Raw genomic sequence first — 19,034 nt, 5'->3', positions numbered from 1 at the left:
CGCCCTTATGGTGAGCTGTTAGTAGCCCGCGGTTAAATCATCGATAGATCGCGGGTCGGATGCACCATACAGCGTACCGTCCGGACCAATCATAATGCTTTGCGTACTGCCCATCGCTGGCAGGACTTTGACGTGCTGGCCTTTGTCACCCAGCAGCTTCAGCGTATCCGGGCTGAAGCCTTTTTCTACGCGCAGCTGATCCGGCAGCCACTGATGATGAAAGCGTGGCGCGTTGGTTGCTTCCGCGACGTTCATGCCAAAGTCGATGCTGTTGACCACCATTTGCAGCACGGTAGTAATAATCCGGCTACCGCCCGGGCTGCCAGTGACCAGCCAGGTTTTGCCATCTTTCGCCACGATAGTTGGCGACATAGACGATAATGGCCGCTTGTAAGGCTGTACCGCATTGGCCTCGCCGCCTACCAGGCCATAAATATTTGGCGTGCCCGGCTTGGCAGAAAAGTCGTCCATCTCGTTATTCAGCAGAATGCCGCTCTTCCCTGCCACGATGCCACTACCGAAGTAGGTGTTCAGCGTATAGGTTACGGCTACCGCATTGCCCTGCTTATCCACCACGGAAAAATGGGTAGTCTGATTACTTTCATAAGGCGCAAGCTTGCCGGGCTTAATTTCTGTTGAAGGGCGAGCCTTATTAACATCAATCTGCTGCGCCAGCGATTTTGCATAGGCCTTATTGGTTAAAGCCTGCCACGGCACCTTCACAAAATCGGGATCGCCCAAATATTCAGAACGATCGGCATAGGCGTATTTTTCCGCCTCTGCCATCACCTGCATGGCATCGGCGCTGCCGAAGCCCATTTTCGCCAGGTCGAAGTTTTCCAGAATATTCAGGATTTCTACAATATGAATGCCGCCTGAAGAGGGTGGCGGCATTGAAAAGACTTCATAACCGCGATAGGTGCCGCTAATTGGTTTGCGCTCCACGGCTTTATAGTTTGCCAGATCCGCTTTGCCAATCAGGCCGCCGTTCTGTGTCATTTCCGCGGCAATCTGGTCGGCAATTTCACCTTTATAGAAGGCGTCCGGGCCAAGGGTAGCGATCAGCCTCAGACTATGGGCAAGATTATGCTGCACCAGCTTTTCGCCGCGCGCATAAGGCTGGCCATCCGGCTTATAAAAAATGGCCTTGCTGTTGGGATGATTAACCAGCACTTCTTTACCATAAACCTTCAGGTCGTCGGCCAGCGCTTCGTTGACCACAATGCCTTTTTCCGCCAGTTTAATGGCGGGCGCTATCAGCTGCGCAAGTGGCAGCGTGCCGTACTTCTGGCGGGCTAAGGCAAAGCCCGCAACGGTGCCGGGAACGCCCGAAGCCAGATGAGAGGTAAGCGATTTTTTACTGTCTGCGTTGCCCTGAGCGTCCAGGAACATGTCGCGGCTGGCCTTAATCGGTGCCATTTCCCGAAAATCGATAGCGGTAGTACGGCCCGAAGCGGTACGGATCAGCATAAAGCCGCCGCCGCCAAGATTGCCGGCCTGCGGATGCGTTACCGCCAGCGCGTAGCCAACCGCGATTGCCGCATCGACGGCGTTACCGCCCTGCTTCAGCACGTCCACGCCTACCTGCGTAGCCAGCGCATCCACAGAAGCAACCATACCATGCTGCGCCGTTTCCGGATGGAAAGTATCCGCGCTCACGCCATAAGAGACTGGCGGCGCAGTTGTTGCTGCCGTTGCGCTTTGGCAAAGAAACAACGCCGTTACCAGCGCTGCTGCCAGCTTTGTCCTGCTTTGTCCCATAGTAACCTCTTATTAGTATTATTTACGTTTGTTTACCGACTCTAACTATGCACAAAATAAGCAGAAAGGCGAGACATCATGCAAATTCAGAACGGGCCTCAGGCTGAAAGGGAGCGGCTGGCATACAATGAAGTAACAGTAATAGGGAGGTATCAGATGAAATGGTTAATCGTTTGTGTCGCGCTGTTGCCGCTTGGCAGCATGGCGCAGGTAATAAACAATACGGATCCAAACCAGCCGGGCTACAACCCCAGCTCGCAGCGCATGCAGTCACAAATGCAGACGCAACAAACGCAGCAGCAGAGGAAATTGCAGCAGGATCAGCAGCAGCAGAGCCAGCAGCTACAGCGCAAAGTGCAGGAGCAACGCGACAGCGCTTCGCAACGCGTGTTGCAGACGCAGCCTGGTGCAACTACCGCGCCACCGGTTCAGCAGAACAATAATTAAAAGTTTCTGAGACAGAGAACGCTGGCAAAGCGCAGTCGGTAAACGCTTTGCCACCAGCCACAAATGATGATGTTTGCCAGCTCAGATTCTGAAAGCTTGCCGCAGACGCCGCCTCGCTGGTTGGCACCTACGGCATTGCTTTTATAAAGAGCGGCATCGCCAGTCCGTGTAAAACGTTTAACGCTCTGAACGTCAGTCTGGAGCCTGGACGCCAGCCGAAGATGTAGCAAAGTCGGCACTTAACAGATCGATACGATCGGTACAGATAGCATCAACCCCCCAGCTCAGTAATGCTCTGGCCCGCTCGGGCTGGTTAACCGTATAAACCAGAATCCGTAGCCCCGCCGCTTTTAGCGCCGCCACCCTCTCCTGATTTAATACTTTATGGTTGAAATGCACAGATATGCAGTCAAGGCTCTCGGTCATCTGCTGCCAGTCATCATGCCATTCGTGCAATAGCAGCCCGCGCGGCAGTTCCGGTACGGCCTGCATCGCCGCCGCCAGCGCATCGTAAGAGAATGATGACAGCAAAGGCGCGGTCTGGTTTTGCCAAAGCTCGCGAGCCGCCAGCGCCACGACGCGTCCGGTTTCCGCTTCCAGCCCCGTAGTGGGCTTGATCTCAATATTAGCCATCATGTTGTAGGAAGCGCAGCGCTCCGCAACCTGTGACAGCAGCGGCAGTCGCTCACCGGCAAAATCGTTACCGAACCAGCCGCCGACATCCAGCTGTAGCAGCTTCTCCCACGGCAGCTGTCCGGCGATGCCCCAGCCGTTGCTGGTTCTGTCCAGCGTATCGTCGTGCAGCAAAAAGATTTCGCCGTCCAGCGACAGCTTAACGTCAAACTCAATCATTTTATGGCCCAGCCGCGCGCCGGTATCAATACCGGCGAGGGTGTTTTCCGGAGCCAGCTTGCCGCCGCCGCGATGGGCGACGATAGCGGGATAAGGCCAGGTTTTAGCAGTCATTCGAGCCGTTGTCCGTTGTGAGTGTCAAAGAAGTGTAGCGATTCTGGCGGTAAATGCAGCCACAGCAGGCTACCGATGGCCGGACGCTGGACGTGGGGCAAACGCACAACCATATTACTGTTGCCCCATTTGCCGTGGGCGAGATTATCTGCGCCCAACATCTCCAGCGTTTCTACCGCCAGCGCCAGCCCGCTTTGCCTGTCGGCTAACCTGATATGCTCTGGCCGGATCCCTACCGTCAACTGGCGGCCTGCCCACTGTGGTTTAGCCTGCGGTAGAGGTACGGCGCTTGCCGCCAGCAGCAGCTGTGAACCATCCGGACTGATCTCTCCTTCCAGCAGATTCATGGCGGGCGCGCCAATAAAGCTGGCCACAAAACGCGTGGCGGGCCGTTCATAGATCTCAACCGGCGTGCCTAGCTGCTCCAGTACGCCTTTATTCATCACCATTACGCGCTGTGCCAGCGTCATCGCCTCAACCTGGTCGTGCGTCACGTACAGACTGGTGGTTTGCAGGCGACGATGCAGCTGCTGTAGCTCAAGCCGCATCTGTACCCGCAGCCGCGCATCAAGATTGGATAAAGGCTCGTCAAACAGGAAAACCGCTGGTTCACGCACGATAGCACGCCCCATTGCCACGCGTTGACGCTGGCCGCCGGAAAGCTCGCGCGGACGACGGTGTAGCAGCGCTTCCAGCTCCAGGCTTTTGGCCGCCTCCAGAACGCGCTGACGAATATGCGCTTTACCCATACCGCGGATTTTCAGCCCGTAAGCCATATTCTGCTCAACGCTCATATGTGGGTAGAGCGCATAGTTTTGAAACACCATCGCGATGCCGCGATCTTTCGGTTCCAGGTTGGTTACGCGTTCGCTGTCGATATAGATATCGCCGCTGCTTACCTGCTCCAGCCCGGCCACCATACGCAGCAGTGTTGATTTGCCACAGCCGGAAGGCCCTACCATCACCATAAATTCGCCGTCGCGGATATCAACGTCCAGCGGCTGGATAATCTGGTTTTTGCCGTCATAAGATTTGGTGACGGCCTGAAATTTTACGCCTGCCATGCTATTTCTCGCTCTCTACCAGCCCGCGAACAAAAGCGCGCTGCATCACTAAAACAATCATTACCGGTGGGATCATGGTCAGCAGCATGGCCGCCATGACCAGGTTCCACTGCGTGGGGGTGCCGTCACCGGTACCAATCATGCTGCGGATACCCGCTACGGCTGTGCCTAAATCAATATCGTTGATAATCAGCAACGGCCAGAGGTACTGGTTCCAGCCGTAAATAAAGGTGATGACAAACAGCGCGGCCAGATTCGTTTTTGACAGCGGCAGCACGATGTCCCAAAAGAAGCGCATCGGTCCCGCGCCGTCGATGCGTGCTGCTTCGATTAGCTCATCCGGCAGGGTCATAAAAAACTGGCGAAACAGAAAGGTCGCGGTCGCGGAAGCCATCAGCGGCAACGTTAGCCCGCTATAGCTGTCCAGCATGTGCAGGTTTGAAATGACTTCGACCGTCGGAAAGATACGTACTTCAACCGGCAGCATCAGCGTGATAAAAATCAGCCAGAAAAACAGCCCGCGCAGCGGAAAGCGGAACCACACCAGCGCAAAGGCGGACAGGATCGAGACCGAAATTTTCCCGATGGTAATCGCCAGCGCCATCAGCGTGCTATTGAACAACATCTTGCCGAAAGGCGCGGTATTTTGCGCCACGCCGTGCTGCCAGATAGCGCTGATATTATCCCAAAGAGCGTGACCGGGGATTAACGGCATGGGCACCTGAAAGACTTCGCTGTTGCTTAACGTCGCGGCGACAAAAGCCACGTAAAGCGGAAAAAGCACGGTCAATACGCCCAGCCCCAGCATGATATGGCTGAAAATGGTCAGCCCGCGTCGATTTTCAATCATTGGTAACGCACCCTTTTCTCGACATAGCGAAACTGAATCACCGTCAGCGCTATTACCAGCACCATCAGCACCACCGACTGGGCGGAAGAAGAGGAGAGATCCAGACCGGCAAAGCCTTCGCGATAAATTTTGTAGATAAGCGTGGTGGTCGACTGTACCGGCCCGCCGCCCGTTGCGGCATCGATAACCGGAAAGGTGTCAAAGAAGGCGTAAACCAGGTTGACTACCACCAGAAAGAATCCCACCGGCGTAATCAGCGGCAGCGAAATCTGGAAAAAACGACGTACCGGGCCAGCGCCATCAATAGCCGCCGCTTCGGTCAGCGATTTGGGGATAGACTGCAACGCCGCAAAGAAAAACAGGAAGTTGTAGCTCATCTGCTGCCAGACGGAAGCCAGTACTACCAGCGTCATCGCCTGGCCGCTGTTTTGCGCATGGTTCCAGCTGTAGCCAAGCTGGCCAAGAAAATGCGTAATCAATCCCTGGCCGGGGCTAAACAGAAACATCCATAGCACCGCCGCGACCGCTGGTGCAACGGCATAGGGCAGCAGAAACAGCGTCTGATAGAAGCGCTTCAGTCGCAGAACGTGATCGGTCAGCGCGGCAAAAAACAGCGACACTACCAGGCCAATTACCGTCACCAGACCGCTAAAAATCAGCGTGGTTTTAAAGGAATCAAGGTAATACTCATCATCCAGCAGCCTGGTAAAGTTTTCCATGCCGACAAAAGTGCTGGATATACCGAAAGGATCGACGCGCTGTACCGAATACCATAAGGCTTCACCAGCGGGCCAGAGAAAGAAGATCAGCGTAATCAGCAGCTGCGGCAGCATCAGCAGATAAGGCAGCCAGCGTGAACGAAAAACAGGACGTGAAGAGGACATAAAAAGACTCTGAAAATGCGCCTGAAGGCAGCATAAGCGCCACCTGAAATGCAGCCGAACCGTTATTGCGGCACGGCTGCGCTACAGATTTATTGCTTAACGGTTTGCTCGAAACGTCTCAGCAGAAGGTTACCGCGAGTAACGGCGTTATCCAGCGCGGCCTGCGGGGTTTTCTTGCCGGTCCAGACGCCTTCCAGCTCTTCATCGATGATGGTGCGGATCTGCGGCATATTGCCCAGGCGCATCCCTTTGGTGAACGGCAACGGCGGCTTGTTCAGCATCTGGCGCGTGGCGATATCGGCCCCCGGATTTTTATCGTAAAAGCCCTGTTTGCGCGTCAGATCGTAGGCCGCTGTGGTGACAGGCAGATAACCGGTTTTCTGATGCCATTCGGCAGCAATTTCCGGCTGCGCCAGGAACTGCATAAATTCCGCGACGCCTTTATAAGTGGCGGCATCTTTGCCCTTCATTACCCACAGGCTGGCCCCGCCGATCATGGCGTTTTGCGGCGCATTTGGCACCGTATCATCATATGGCATCATGCCAACGCCATAATTGAATCTGGCATAATGGCGGATATCAGCCAGCGAGCCGGATGATGCCGTAGTGATGCCGCAGTCACCGTTATAAAATTTGGCAGTGGGTTCATCTTTGCGGCCGAAGTAGGTGAAATCACCTTTTTTATTCATCTCTTCCAGCATCTGGATATGGCGCACCTGAACTGGCTTATTGAATTCCAGTACGGCATCAGCGCCATCAAAGCCGTTGTTGTTAGTCGCGACCGGCAGAGCATGCCAGGCGCTAAAGTTTTCAATCTGAATCCAGCCCTGCCAGCCGCTGGCATAACCGCAGCTCATACCGGATTTACGCAACGCGGCGGCATCTTTTGCCAGCTCCTGCCAGGTTTTGGGCGGCTCATCCGGGTTCAGGCCCGCTTTTTTAAACGCGTCTTTATTGTAATAAAGCACTGGCGTAGAGCTGTTAAACGGTTGTGAAATCAGATGGCCCGTTTTCGAGTCGCTGTAATAACCGGAAACCGTCGGCACAAACTGTTTTTCGTCAAAAGGAATGCCCGCATTTTTAAAAACATCGTAGACCGGCACGATAGCGTGAGAAGCCATCATCGTTGCCGTGCCGACTTCGTAAACCTGCAGAATGGCCGGTGCGCGGTTAGAGCGTACGGCGGCGATCCCAGCGGCAAGGCTTTGTTCGTAGTTGCCTTTATAGGTTGGTACGATCTTGTAATCAGGATGGGAGTCGTTAAAGCGCTGCGCGAGGGAGTTAACCTCCACGCCCAGCTCGCCTTCCATAGAGTGCCAGAACGGGATATCGGTGGCGGCCAGCGCCTGCCCGCTTAGGGTTAGCCCCACTACAATGCTCAGTCTGGATAAACTTGAGAACAATGGCATATCGGTTTCCTGTACCCGGTGTCAAAAGGCGCAAAGCCGCGCGCGGTAAGTGGTCGGCAGGTAACATGACATGCAAAAATGAAGGAAAGATAACAGCTATATGACGGCCGGATGACAGACTAATGAGCGGCAGATGACAGGGAGATGACGGAAAAGCCCTGTTAGTAAAGCAATTTCCTGGCATCAGTTCTGCCAGGAAATTGCAGAGCAAAATATAATGCTATTGCGCTTAACGTTTTTATATATTTACCTCGCCACTTTCACTAAATATTTTATCAAAAGTCCCCCGCTCCGTTTTTTTATAAACATCCAATAGCCATTGACTTAAATCCACCACTGTATCTGGTCGTATTTCAGGTCTGCTAAGCTCATATTTATAACTTCCGTGGTAAAGTGTATAACCCCGAAGATTTCTGCCAAACCCTGTTACAATGGCCTCTCCTGTTACTTTATATTTTTTCTGTTTATCTTTATCAATTAGTCGGGCTTTCACATCATTACAATCAACTGCATGCTGACAATCAGACTCAGTAATATATATCTCATATCTTTTCCCGACAAAACTTACCTCATCAACGTTGTCGGCGTAACATGAATAAGAAAAAAATGCAGTAAGCACAAGAAATAAAAAAGCAGGTATATTATTTCTTTTCATTTCATCTTCCTTTTAAGTAAGAGATTCTTTGCCGGTTATCTTCATCTCTTTTAAGTCTGGCATTAGACAGGATTAATTTGATAACCTCTTCTTTCTCATTCTTTTCAAAAAACCTTACCATTTCAATACGCAATGCTCCCTGGTATTTCATATCCACAAAAATTTCTTTTATTTTATGGTCTAACCTGGACCAGGGTAAAGAGCCATCCCCTTTGTAGGCATTATAAAATCTCTTTGCATCGCGCACATATTCAATATAAGTAACATTGAATAACTGCAACTGCTGAGATTCGGTTATTTCACCAATACTATCCTGGTTTTCCTTCACAAACCTTCTTGCCTGACAATACTTAAGCCTGCTTCCTTCAGCAATTTTTTTAGCATGCTCGGAGGAAAGTCCCGCTTTCGCTAAGTACTGTAATGTTTCCTCTTTTGTACGGCTTCCCAAATCAAACCCCCGGCCAATCGTTACGCCGGAAGCATCTCTGGCACAGCCTGCGCTATTGCCAGGCCAGTGGATTTTTCTTGAATAATAGCGGCTGCCGGGGTAATTATCCCCTTCCGCGCGAAACGTCAGCAATCCTTCTTTGGGTTCCAGCATAGCCTCTCCTTTGGCTTATTTGTCATTCATTGACACTGGCGAAATAGTACGCCTTATTTTTATCCTGTCGCAATAATTTTATCGCATTTTATTTATAGTTTTTTGATTTCAGGAAGGAATAAAAAAGAGAGAACGGCAGACAGCGCTCAAAATATAATAAAAATGTGCGGAATATTAAGCTAAGCTTTTTTAATGTAATACGTGGAATAAAGGGGCCAGAATCGGCCCCTTCAATTTAGCCGCCTAAATAAGCGCTGCGTACTGCTTCATTCGCCAGCAGCGCTGCGCCGCTGTCTTCCAGCACCACGTGGCCGTTTTCCAGCACGTAGCCGCGATCCGCCAGCTTCAGCGCCTGATTAGCATTTTGCTCCACCAGAAAGATGGTCATGCCTTCCTGACGTAGCTGTTCGATGGTATCGAAGATTTGCTGAATAATAATTGGCGCAAGACCCAGCGAAGGCTCGTCCAGCAGTAGCAAACGCGGCTGGCTCATTAGCGCACGGCCAATGGCCAACATCTGCTGCTCGCCGCCGGACATAGTGCCCGCACGCTGTACGCGCCGTTCATAGAGACGAGGGAAAAGCTCGTAGACGCGCTTGATACGGCTCTGATACTGCTGCCGATCGGCAAAGAAGCCGCCCATCGCCAGGTTCTCATCTACCGTCATGCGGGAAAAAACGCGGCGGCCTTCCGGCACGATAGCTATCGCCTCGCGCATAATGCGGGCAGTTTGCCAGTCGGTAATATCCCTGCCATCAAACAGCACTTTTCCCTGGCTTGCCCGCGGTTCTCCGCAGAGCGTACCCAGAATAGTGGTTTTGCCCGCACCGTTCGCACCGATTAGCGTGACGATTTCGCCCTGTTCAATATGCAGGCTGACATTGTGCAGCGCCTGGATTTTACCGTAGTGCGTGCTGACGTTTTCAAGAGAGAGCATTGGCATTTTATGCTTCCCCCAGATAAGCGCGGATAACATCCGGATTGTTGCGGATTTCTTCCGGCGTACCGTTCGCCAGTGGCGTACCCTGGTTGACCACGTAGATGCGGTCGGAAATGCCCATTACCAATTTCATATCGTGTTCAATCAACAGTACCGAGACCTTGTGCTCGCTTCTCAGCTCGGCGATCAGCTCGTCCAGCTCCAGCGTCTCTTTTGGGTTCAGGCCCGCCGCTGGTTCATCCAGCATCAGGATTTCTGGCCGCGTAACCATACAGCGGGCGATTTCCAGACGGCGCTGCTGACCATAAGCCAGGTTGCCCGCCTGACGATTGGCCAGCGTCAGGAGGCCAACGCGATCCAGCCAGCTGGCAGCCCTGTCCAGCGCCTCGCTTTCTGCTTTACGAAACGCGGGCGTCTTCAGCAGTCCGGCGAAAACGCCGCTTTTCAGATGCTGATGCTGCGCCACCAGCAGGTTTTCGATTACCGTCATTTCCCGGAACAGGCGAACGTGCTGAAAGGTGCGTACGATACCCATCCGGGCAATTTGCTGGCCGGCTAAACCTGCCAGCTCACGGTCACCAAGCATGATGCTGCCGCCTGTCGGACGATAAAAGCCGGTCAGGCAGTTGAAAACCGTTGTTTTTCCGGCGCCGTTTGGGCCAATCAGCGAAACGATCTCCTGCTCACGCAGTTCCAGCGCCACGTTATTGACCGCGAGCAGGCCGCCAAAGCGCATCATCAGGCCGTTTACGGCTAACAGAGGCTTCATGGCTGCTCTCCTTTATCCACATTTTTCAGCTTCAGGTGCGGGCGCTGCATCGGCAGCAGGCCCTGTGGCCGCCAGATCATCATCAGCACCATCAGGCCACCGAGCACCAGCATGCTGTACTCGTTCAGGTCGCGCATGAGCTCGCGAGAAACCACCAGCAGCACGGCCGCCAGGATAACCGCGAACTGCGAGCCCATGCCACCCAGCACAACGATAGCCAGCACAAAGGCCGATTCAGCAAAGGTGAAGGATTCCGGGCTGACAAACCCCTGGCGCGCCGCAAACAAACTACCGGCGAAACCGGCAAAAGCGGCACTAATAGTGAAGGCGGTCAGCTTGATGCGCGTCGGGCTCAGGCCCAGCGAACGACAGGCGATTTCATCTTCGCGCAGGGCTTCCCATGCACGGCCAAGCGGCATCCTCAGCAATCGGTTAATGACAAACAGCGTTATCACGACCAGCAGCAGCGCCACCATGTAAAGAAAGATAATGCGATCGCTGGGATCGTATTTCAGGTTAAAGAAGTGGTGGAAGGTATCCCAGCCGCCGTCACGCACGCTACGGTTAAACTCCAGACCAAAAAATGATGGCTTGGGGATCTGGCTGATGCCGTTCGGGCCGCCGGTAATTTCCGTGTTATTCAACAGCAGAATACGGACGATTTCGCCAAAGCCCAGCGTCACGATAGCCAGATAGTCACCGCGCAGGCGCAGCACCGGGAAACCAAGCAGCAGGCCGAACAGCGCGGCCACGATGCCCGCCAGCGGCAGACATTCCCAAAAACCCAGGCCGAAATAGTGGTTAAGCAGCGCAAAGGTGTAAGCGCCGATAGCGTAAAAACCGCCATAGCCCAGCACCAGCAGGCCAGAAAGTCCAACGACCACGTTCAGGCCAAGACCCAGCATTACATAGATCAACGTTAGCGTCGCGATATCAACAGTGCCGCGCGATACCAGGAAAGGCCAGACGGCCGCAGCGACAATCAGCAGCAGCAGAAACAGCTTTTGCTTTGGCGTGGAGCCGTCAATACCGGGCAACACCAGCGTCGGGCCAGAAATGCTTTTCAGTCCGCGCTGAAAAACAGGACGTAAAAGCTGGAAGAAGAACACCACCACACAGCCGATGATGATCCAGTTCCAGCGCACGCTGCCCGCGTTGTTGACGACCAGATGCGTTCCGTCCAGATTCAGCCGCATGCCCATAAAGAAGGCGGCCAGAACCAGCAGCATAACCGCTGAAATAAAGGCGTTAACAAGGCTGGATTTCATACTTTCTCCACCTCCGGACGCCCTAAAATACCGGTCGGCATGACCAGCAGCACCACAATCAGCAGCGCAAATGAGACCACGTCTTTGTATTCAGTGCTCAGATAAGCGGAAGTCAGCGCCTCGGCAATGCCCAAAATCAAACCGCCCAGCATGGCTCCGGGAATGCTACCGATGCCGCCCAACACCGCTGCGGTAAAGGCCTTCATTCCTGCCATGAAACCGATATAAGGATTGATCACGCCATAAAACTGGCCCAGCAATACGCCCGCAACCGCGGCCATCGCAGCGCCAATAACGAAGGTTAGCGAAATAACGCGGTCGGTATTGATACCCAGCAGGCTGGCCATCTTTAAATCTTCCGCACAGGCGCGGCAGGCGCGTCCCATACGTGAATAGCGGATAAACAGCGTTAAGGCGAGCATGGCAACAAAGGTCACGCTCCAGATAACAATCTGCATAGTGGAAATGGTGGCGGCAAAACCGTTGCTGACGCCCAGCGTCCACCGGCCCGTAATCAGGCTCGGCAATGCTAAATCGCGCGAGCCCTGAGTCAGGCTGACGTAATTTTGCAGAAAGATAGACATGCCGATGGCGGAAATCAGTGCGATCAATCTTTTGGAAGAACGTACGGGTTTGTAGGCGACGCGCTCAATGCTCCAGCCATAAGCGCTGGCGATAACGATAGCGACGATAAAACCCGCGCCAATCAGCAGCCAGCTGGCGTCAATGCCCATCATCATTAGCGCAGCGATAACGATAAAAGAAACGTAGCTGCCAATCATATACACCTCGCCGTGGGCGAAGTTGATCATGCCAATGATGCCGTAAACCATCGTGTAGCCAATGGCAATCAGCGCATAGGTGCTACCCAACGTGACGCCGTTGAACATTTGCTGCAGAAAATAGAGAAACTGCTCAGACATAGATTACCCTTAACACATCCGCGAGCGGGAACGACGCTCGCGGAAACAGTCTTATTTTACGGCGGTAGAAGAGCCGTCGGCATGCCAGGTGAAGATACCGAACTCAAAACCTTTCAGATCGCCTTTGGTATCCCAGCTCAGATCGCCCATTACCGTTGGTACTGGCGCGCCCTCTTTCAGGTTTTTTACAATCTCTTCTGGCTCGGCGCTTTTACTGCGCTCCATACCGGTGGTCAGAGCCTGTAGCGCGGCATAGTTCGTCCAGACAAACGGCCCGGTTGGATCCAGCTTTTTCGCCTTCAGCGCATCAACAACAGGTTTGTTGGCAGGTACCTGATCGTAACGTTTTGGCAGCGTGACCAGCATGCCTTCAGAAGCCGCGCCAGCAATATTAGAGAGCGAAGCGTTACCCACGCCTTCCGGCCCCATAAAGCCAGTTTTCAGGCCAGCCGCGCGCGACTGACGCAGGATCTGTCCCATTTCCGGGTAGTAACCGCCAAAATAGACGAAATCGACGTTCTCTTTTTTCAGGCGCGCTACCAGCGTGGAGAAATCTTTGTCGCCTGCGGTAATGCCTTCAAACATCACTACGTTGCCGCCCGATTTTTTCAGGCTGTCCTGCACGGAACGCGCCAGCCCTTCACCGTACTGCTGTTTGTCATGAATAACGGCGATGCGCTGCGGTTTGATTTTCTCAAGGATATATTTCGCCGCCGTCGGCCCCTGATCAGAATCCAGACCGGTCGTACGCATAATCATTTTGTAGCCGCGGGTGGTTAGATCGGCATTGGTTGCTGCGGGCGTGATCATCAGCACGCCTTCATCTTCATAAATATCGGAAGCGGGCTGGGTGGAAGAAGAGCAGAGATGCCCAATAACGTAACGGATACCGTCGTTAATCACTTTGTTAGCGACGGCGACAGCCTGCTTCGGATCGCAGGCGTCATCGTACTGAACGCCCACCAGCTTGTTACCGTTAACGCCACCTTTTGCGTTGATATCGGCAATGGCCTGCTTCGCGCCGGTGAATTCCATATCGCCATATTGCGCTACCGGGCCAGACATGGCGCCAACAATAGCGACCTTGATATCTTCTGCCGTGGCGGCATGGCTGAGTGCCAGTGCCATACAGCCTGCTAAAAACGCGCTACCTTTCATTTTCATCCTGACTACCCCATCAGTTGTGTTTGTTTTTTATACTGTCGACCGATAACCGCTGTAAGAATAACGGCTTAGCGATCAATGCGGCCCTTTTAAGGAATAAGGCTTTAAATTTCAGGTTATTAAACAGGAATATTCTTCTGTAAATCAACTGACATAATGTGATATCGCCGCCACAATCAGCATGAATCACTGGTACGAACACGGGTTATTCTGTCGCCAGCCAGCGGGTTATTCTGTGTTCAGCGCGCTTTCTCAGCGTTTTACTTTTAACTTTAATCCTCCCCCTGACAGATTGCTTTGTTTTTATACAAAAAAAGTTTCACGTCCTTCCGTGTATAATTTCGCTACAATATGCCTTTGCAGCGGCACGGAAATTTTTATGAAACTGACCATTTTGCGGCTTCGGCATTTTTCTGCCCAGGATTGCCTGGATCTGGCTAAAATCTGGCCGGAGAGCCAGCCGGAAAAAATGCAGCTGGATGAACAGCATCAGCTCTATGCGGCAAAATTTAACGATCGGCTGTTGGCTGCCGTCACGGTGAGGCTGGAAGGGACGCGGGGCGAACTGGCGAATTTAATGGTGCGGGAAGTCACGCGACGTCGTGGCGTGGGTAGTTATCTGCTGGAAGAAGTGCTGGCGCAAAATCCCGACGTGACAAGCTGGTGGATGGCGGATTTGGCAAGTGAAGATCGCGCTGGGCTGGCGAGATTTATGCAGCAGCAGGGTTTTACTGCTCAACCGGGCGGCTGGGCTTATCGGCGCAAGGCAGGCTGAGCAGGCCATAAACAGAAAAGGCGCCCCGAAGGACGCCTTTTCTTATTGCAGCGGATTATGCTTCGATAGCTACCCGCAGCTTTTTCATCGCATTTTTTTCCAGCTGACGTACGCGCTCTGCCGAAACGCCGTATTTATCCGCCAGCTCCTGCAGCGTGGTTTTGTTGTCATCATCCAGCCAGCGGGCACGAATGATGTCCTGGCTGCGCTCGTCCAGGCCCTGCATGGCATCGCTGAGCTTATCTGCCGCGTGGTTATCCCAGTTATCTTCTTCAATGCCGTCGGCAAAGTCGGAAGATTTATCCTGCAGATAGAGCATTGGCGCCATTGAACGGCCTTCGCCTTCGTCTTCCGGTGCGGGATCAAAGGTCATGTCCTGAGCCGCCATACGCGACTCCATTTCCAGCACGTCTTTACTGGAAACGCCCAGTTCGCGCGCAACCATTTCTACTTCATCCTGATTAAACCAGCCCAGACGCTGCTTGGCCTTACGCAGGTTGAAGAACAGTTTGCGCTGCGCCTTGGTCGTCGCAACCTTAACGATACGCCAGTTACGCAAGACGTATTCATGGATTTCGGCCTTGATCCAGTGAACGGCGAAGGAAACCAGACGCACACCCACTTCCGGGTTAAAGCGTCGTACGGCCTTCATCAGGCCAATGTTACCTTCCTGAATCAAATCCGCCTGCGGCAGACCGTATCCGGAATAATTACGAGCGACATGAACAACAAAGCGCAGGTGAGACAGGATCAGCGTTTTGGCTGCTTCCAGATCGCCCTGGTAATGCAGCCGTTCAGCCAGCGCTTTTTCCTCTTCTGCCGTCAGCACAGGCCAGGCATTGGCCGCCCGGATGTAAGAATCCAGGTTGCCTAAAGGAGCAATAGCTAAAGTTTGCATTTCTTTGGTCATTCAAACCCTCTCTGTATTAAGCAATATTGCCGCACTTTTCCCTGAGCGGTTCACAAGACTACGTGAACAGCAGCGAGAAAGGAACGCAATCTGTGCTACTTCGACTACAAAGTTATCCACAAGTTCACTATTTGCTGTGCATAATATACACACATTTCTCGGGCAGGGGGAGCGGGGCAAAAAAGAAGTTTTCAGTCTACTTCCTCTGCGGCACAACGCTCATGCAACAGAGGAAGAGTATACCAAAAATCGTGAAAAGGGGTTACTGCGGCGTAAAACGACGTAAATGTTGTACCGTTGCCAGCCAGGCGGCTACCCAGCCAATCATCGCTGAAATCAGCAGCAGCAGCAGGCTTTCATCCCATGCCAGGCCGCGCAGGCTGAAGGTGGTACCAAATACCGCAGCAACCTGAGTCACAACGGATTCCAGGCGGAAAACCAGTACCTCAGAAAGCACCAGCGACAGTAGTGCGCCGCAAAAACCGAGTAGCGCGCCGCCATACAGGAAAGGCCGCAGGATAAAACCGTCCGTTGCACCAATCAGTTTCTGCACGTTGATGGTATCGCGCCGGGCAAAAATGCTGAGCCGCACGCTGTTACCAATAACCAGAAACACCGCGACAATCATCAGGATACCAATCATGGTCGCGACCTGACCCACCAGCCCCGCCAGCGCCGCCAGCCTTGCAAACCAGCTGTCATCCATTTTCACTTCGTCTACGCCCTGCACTTTCGTTACGCGATCGCGCAGGTTGTTCATGGTATCGGAATTTTGAAAATTGATTTTTGGCGTGATGATAGCTACCGCCGGCAGTGGGTTTTGCTCCAGCATATCCATCGCGCCGCCAAAGCCAGACCAGTTACGGAACTCGCCCAGCGCCTCTTCGCGCGACAGATAGTTGACCTTATCTACGCCCTCTTCTTTTTTCAGCTGAGCGACCACATTTTCCGCCGCATCGTCATCCAGCGTTTTGCTCAGATAAACCGTCAGCTGCGGTGCCGGATACCACTGCTGCGCCGCGCTGCTGACGTTTTTCCAGACCATAAAGCAGACGCTCGGCAAAGTTAGCGAGATGGCGATAACCATAACCGTTAACAGCGTTGCCAAAGGCTGACGCAGCAGATCGGAAAGCGTCCCGCGCAGCGCATAGCGCCACTGCTCCTGCCAGCCGCCCTTCAGCGCTTTGCTTTTAGACGGTCTGGCGGCTTTTGGTGCCGCCGGGCGCGGATTGCGTTTATTCGCCATAGTTGCCTCCGTGCAGACGTCCCTGATTCAGCGTCATTAAACGATAGTTGCGGCGGGCAATAAGCGCCCGATCGTGGGTTGCCATCAGTACGGTCACGCCAACGCGGTTGAACTCTTCAAACAGGCGCAGGATATCTTCCGATAGCGCGTCGTCCAGGTTACCGGTTGGCTCATCGGCCAGCAGTACAGCAGGCTTGTTCACTACCGCACGGGCAATCCCCACGCGCTGCTGCTCACCGCCCGACAGCTGAACAGGAAAGCTTTTCGCCTTATCGAGCAGGCCGACCTTATCCAGCGCGGCGGAAACACGACGGCGAATATCCTCGCCGCTGGCACCCGCAATAATCAGCGGGATAGCCACGTTGTCATACACCGTTCGGTCCATCAACAGATGGTGATCCTGAAAAATCATGCCAATCTGACGACGTAAGAAAGGCACTTCGCGGCTTTTTAAACGGCTGATATCGTGTCCGCTAAACCAGATATGACCCGCGCTGGGGCGCTCTATGCCGCATATCAGTTTTAACAGCGTGCTTTTCCCTGCGCCGGAATGACCGGTCAGAAACGCCATTTCTCCCTGTTGCAGATGAAAATCTACCCCTTGCAGCGCCTGCCGACCGCCGAGATAAGCCTTACTGACTTCTTCAAAGCGAATCATCCTAATTAGTCCTCTCGGGCGAATAGTGCCTCTATAAAATCGTCCGCCTTGAACGATCGTAAATCTTCAATGCCTTCCCCTACGCCGATGTAGCGAATAGGGATACCAAACTGATCGGCGACCGAGAAGATCACGCCGCCTTTGGCGGTGCCGTCCAGCTTGGTTAGCGTAATGCCTGTCAGGCCAACCGCCTCATGGAACAGCTTAGTCTGGCTGATAGCGTTCTGACCGGTGCTGGCGTCAATAGTCAGCATCACTTCATGCGGTGCCTGCTCATCCAGCTTTTTCATGACGCGAGTAATCTTTTTCAGCTCTTCCATCAGGTGCGATTTATTCTGCAGACGGCCTGCCGTATCGGCAATCAGCACGTCAACGCCGCGCGCTTTCGCCGCCTGAATCGCATCAAAGATGACCGAAGCAGAATCTGCACCGGTATGCTGCGCAACAACCGGAATATTGTTGCGCTGACCCCACACCTGTAGCTGCTCAACGGCCGCAGCGCGGAAGGTGTCGCCCGCCGCCAACATGACGGATTTGCCTTCCGCCTGATACTGACGAGCCAGTTTACCGATGGTGGTGGTTTTACCCACGCCGTTTACGCCGACCATCAGGATAACGAAAGGCGTTTTGCCGGTTACATCCAGCGGCGCGTCAACCTTCGCCAGAATCTCGGACATTTCCTGCTTGAGCAGGCCATACAGCGCTTCGGCATCGCGCAACTGTTTGCGGTTTGCCTGCGCGGTCAGGTTTGCGATAATGCGACGCGTGGTTTCAACGCCAACATCCGCAATCAGCAGCTGCTCTTCCAGCTCTTCAAACAGCTCGTCATCGATTTTTTTACCGCGAAACAGGCTGACAAAGCCGGAACCGAGGTTTTGACGGGTTTTCACCAGGCTGCGCTTCAGGCGGGCGAAAAAGCCTTCTTTGGTCGGACGCGCCTGCTCTTCAACAAGATGAGCCTGCTCTTCCGAGGCGTTCGCCTGTTCGACCTTGACCAGCGCGGCGGCAACGGATTCTTCTTCTTCAATGACCGTTAGTTCAGCGTCAGAAGCGCCAGCGGCGAGCGCGGCGGCTTCCAGCTCTTCTGGCGAAATTTCTTCCGGCAGTAATTCTTCTTCCGGCTCCGGCTTCGCTGCGGCAATTTCTTCCGGCAGTAGTTCTTCTTCCGGCTCCGGCTTCGCTACGGCGATTTCTTCCGGCAGCAGTTCTTCTTCCGGCTCCGGCTTCGCTGCGGCGATTTCTTCCGGCAGCGGTTCTTCTTCCGGCTCCGGCTTCGCTGCGGCAATTTCTTCCGGCAGCAGTTCTTCTTCCGGCTCCGGCTTCGCTGCGGCAATTTCTTCCGGCAGCAGTTCTTCTTCCGGCTCCGGCTTCGCTACGGCGATTTCTTCCGGCTCCGGCGCGACTTCTTTAACGGCTTCCGGCTCGACGTGAGCAACGGTTTTCGTTATCTCGAAGATTTCATCAGCACGCTGTTCAGCTTCCGGAAGCGCAACGGGTTCCGCGGCCTCGCTCTGCTGCTCTGGCGTTTGGGCCTCTTCCTCAGGCGCTTTTTCTTCGCGTCCTAATCCCAGCCAGGAAAAAAAGCCACGTTTTTTATTTTTTGCCATGGTGCAACCCTACTCCTCGCGGGGGAAAAACAGTCAGGTCTCTGAAAATAATCTTAATCCCCTAGTCTAACACTTTCCTGCAGACGCAACACAGCACCCTTTTTACGTTTCCTGAGTCCAGATCGCGCGTTAAACTA

The 19,034-nt window shown here is 53.6% G+C and carries 19 protein-coding genes; 2 read left to right on the top strand and 17 right to left on the bottom strand.

Features of this window, described 5'->3' with window-relative positions; genetic code table 11:
- Nucleotides 1–18: 18 nt before the first annotated feature.
- Nucleotides 19–1,761 (bottom strand): gamma-glutamyltransferase, encoded by a 1,743-nt coding sequence (ggt, locus tag ACMGGR_RS00870; protein WP_414147956.1) that lies wholly within the window; start codon nucleotides 1,759–1,761, stop codon nucleotides 19–21.
- Between the two features lie 156 nt (nucleotides 1,762–1,917).
- On the opposite strand from ggt, the gene ACMGGR_RS00865 reads away from it, so the two are divergent.
- Nucleotides 1,918–2,208, top strand: coding sequence for a DUF2756 domain-containing protein (locus ACMGGR_RS00865; RefSeq protein WP_246761217.1), 291 nt, complete (start codon nucleotides 1,918–1,920; stop codon nucleotides 2,206–2,208).
- 192 nt (nucleotides 2,209–2,400) lie between these two features.
- Here ACMGGR_RS00865 and ugpQ read toward each other — a convergent pair whose 3' ends face one another.
- The 12 genes from ugpQ to ACMGGR_RS00805 form a co-directional block, all read right to left on the bottom strand.
- Nucleotides 2,401–3,174, bottom strand: coding sequence for a glycerophosphodiester phosphodiesterase (ugpQ, locus tag ACMGGR_RS00860; RefSeq protein WP_246761218.1), 774 nt, complete (start codon nucleotides 3,172–3,174; stop codon nucleotides 2,401–2,403).
- Nucleotides 3,171–4,238 carry a sn-glycerol-3-phosphate import ATP-binding protein UgpC gene (locus tag ACMGGR_RS00855; protein WP_414147955.1) on the bottom strand — a complete coding sequence of 356 codons (1,068 nt, stop codon included), beginning with the start codon at nucleotides 4,236–4,238 and terminating at the stop codon, nucleotides 3,171–3,173. Before ACMGGR_RS00855 ends, ugpQ begins: the two co-directional genes overlap by 4 nt.
- 1 nt (nucleotide 4,239) lies before the next feature.
- Nucleotides 4,240–5,088, bottom strand: a complete 849-nt coding sequence (gene ugpE / locus ACMGGR_RS00850; RefSeq protein ID WP_246761220.1) for a sn-glycerol-3-phosphate ABC transporter permease UgpE — start codon at nucleotides 5,086–5,088, stop codon at nucleotides 4,240–4,242.
- On the bottom strand, nucleotides 5,085–5,972 hold the full coding sequence (gene ugpA / locus ACMGGR_RS00845) for a sn-glycerol-3-phosphate ABC transporter permease UgpA (protein ID WP_414147954.1): 888 nt from the start codon (nucleotides 5,970–5,972) through the stop codon (nucleotides 5,085–5,087). Before ugpA ends, ugpE begins: the two co-directional genes overlap by 4 nt.
- Nucleotides 5,973–6,061: 89 nt before the next feature.
- Nucleotides 6,062–7,381: a sn-glycerol-3-phosphate ABC transporter substrate-binding protein UgpB gene (ugpB, locus tag ACMGGR_RS00840; protein ID WP_414147953.1), complete on the bottom strand. Its 1,320-nt coding sequence runs from the start codon at nucleotides 7,379–7,381 to the stop codon at nucleotides 6,062–6,064.
- Between the two features lie 238 nt (nucleotides 7,382–7,619).
- On the bottom strand, nucleotides 7,620–8,036 hold the full coding sequence (locus ACMGGR_RS00835) for a hypothetical protein (RefSeq protein ID WP_414147952.1): 417 nt from the start codon (nucleotides 8,034–8,036) through the stop codon (nucleotides 7,620–7,622).
- Nucleotide 8,037: 1 nt separating this feature from the next.
- A complete protein-coding gene (locus ACMGGR_RS00830) occupies nucleotides 8,038–8,637 on the bottom strand; it encodes a pesticin C-terminus-like muramidase (protein WP_414147951.1) in 600 nt (199 codons plus the stop codon).
- Nucleotides 8,638–8,872: 235 nt separating this feature from the next.
- Nucleotides 8,873–9,580, bottom strand: a complete 708-nt coding sequence (gene livF, locus ACMGGR_RS00825; protein ID WP_246761225.1) for a high-affinity branched-chain amino acid ABC transporter ATP-binding protein LivF — start codon at nucleotides 9,578–9,580, stop codon at nucleotides 8,873–8,875.
- 1 nt (nucleotide 9,581) lies between these two features.
- Nucleotides 9,582–10,346 (bottom strand): high-affinity branched-chain amino acid ABC transporter ATP-binding protein LivG, encoded by a 765-nt coding sequence (gene livG / locus ACMGGR_RS00820; protein ID WP_246761226.1) that lies wholly within the window; start codon nucleotides 10,344–10,346, stop codon nucleotides 9,582–9,584.
- Nucleotides 10,343–11,614: a high-affinity branched-chain amino acid ABC transporter permease LivM gene (locus tag ACMGGR_RS00815; protein WP_414147950.1), complete on the bottom strand. Its 1,272-nt coding sequence runs from the start codon at nucleotides 11,612–11,614 to the stop codon at nucleotides 10,343–10,345. The genes livG and ACMGGR_RS00815 overlap by 4 nt, the downstream gene beginning before the upstream one ends.
- Entirely contained in the window at nucleotides 11,611–12,537 is a 927-nt protein-coding gene (gene livH, locus ACMGGR_RS00810; protein WP_246761228.1) for a high-affinity branched-chain amino acid ABC transporter permease LivH, read from the bottom strand. The genes ACMGGR_RS00815 and livH overlap by 4 nt, the downstream gene beginning before the upstream one ends.
- A gap of 51 nt (nucleotides 12,538–12,588) precedes the next feature.
- Nucleotides 12,589–13,701, bottom strand: coding sequence for a branched-chain amino acid ABC transporter substrate-binding protein (locus ACMGGR_RS00805; protein ID WP_414147949.1), 1,113 nt, complete (start codon nucleotides 13,699–13,701; stop codon nucleotides 12,589–12,591).
- A gap of 379 nt (nucleotides 13,702–14,080) precedes the next feature.
- Here ACMGGR_RS00805 and panM point away from each other — a divergent pair, with 379 nt between their 5' ends.
- Nucleotides 14,081–14,476 (top strand): aspartate 1-decarboxylase autocleavage activator PanM, encoded by a 396-nt coding sequence (gene panM, locus ACMGGR_RS00800; protein ID WP_414147948.1) that lies wholly within the window; start codon nucleotides 14,081–14,083, stop codon nucleotides 14,474–14,476.
- A 55-nt stretch (nucleotides 14,477–14,531) separates the two neighbouring features.
- On the opposite strand, the gene rpoH is transcribed toward panM, so the two are convergent.
- The 4 genes from rpoH to ftsY all read right to left on the bottom strand — a co-directional run bounded on the left by rpoH (nucleotide 14,532) and on the right by ftsY (nucleotide 18,897).
- A complete protein-coding gene (gene rpoH / locus ACMGGR_RS00795; RefSeq protein ID WP_246761231.1) occupies nucleotides 14,532–15,386 on the bottom strand; it encodes an RNA polymerase sigma factor RpoH in 855 nt (284 codons plus the stop codon).
- A 262-nt stretch (nucleotides 15,387–15,648) separates the two neighbouring features.
- A complete protein-coding gene (gene ftsX / locus ACMGGR_RS00790; RefSeq protein ID WP_414147947.1) occupies nucleotides 15,649–16,632 on the bottom strand; it encodes a permease-like cell division protein FtsX in 984 nt (327 codons plus the stop codon).
- Nucleotides 16,622–17,290 (bottom strand): cell division ATP-binding protein FtsE, encoded by a 669-nt coding sequence (gene ftsE / locus ACMGGR_RS00785; RefSeq protein ID WP_246761233.1) that lies wholly within the window; start codon nucleotides 17,288–17,290, stop codon nucleotides 16,622–16,624. Before ftsE ends, ftsX begins: the two co-directional genes overlap by 11 nt.
- A 5-nt stretch (nucleotides 17,291–17,295) precedes the next feature.
- A complete protein-coding gene (gene ftsY, locus ACMGGR_RS00780) occupies nucleotides 17,296–18,897 on the bottom strand; it encodes a signal recognition particle-docking protein FtsY (protein ID WP_414147946.1) in 1,602 nt (533 codons plus the stop codon).
- Nucleotides 18,898–19,034 lie beyond the last annotated feature (137 nt).

Origin of the sequence: Erwinia sp. BNK-24-b (assembly GCF_047456155.1) — a bacterium.
Taxonomy (GTDB): domain Bacteria; phylum Pseudomonadota; class Gammaproteobacteria; order Enterobacterales; family Enterobacteriaceae; genus Erwinia; species Erwinia phyllosphaerae.
Note: the sequence above shows the minus strand (reverse complement) of the source record. Positions and strands in the feature narration are given on the sequence as shown.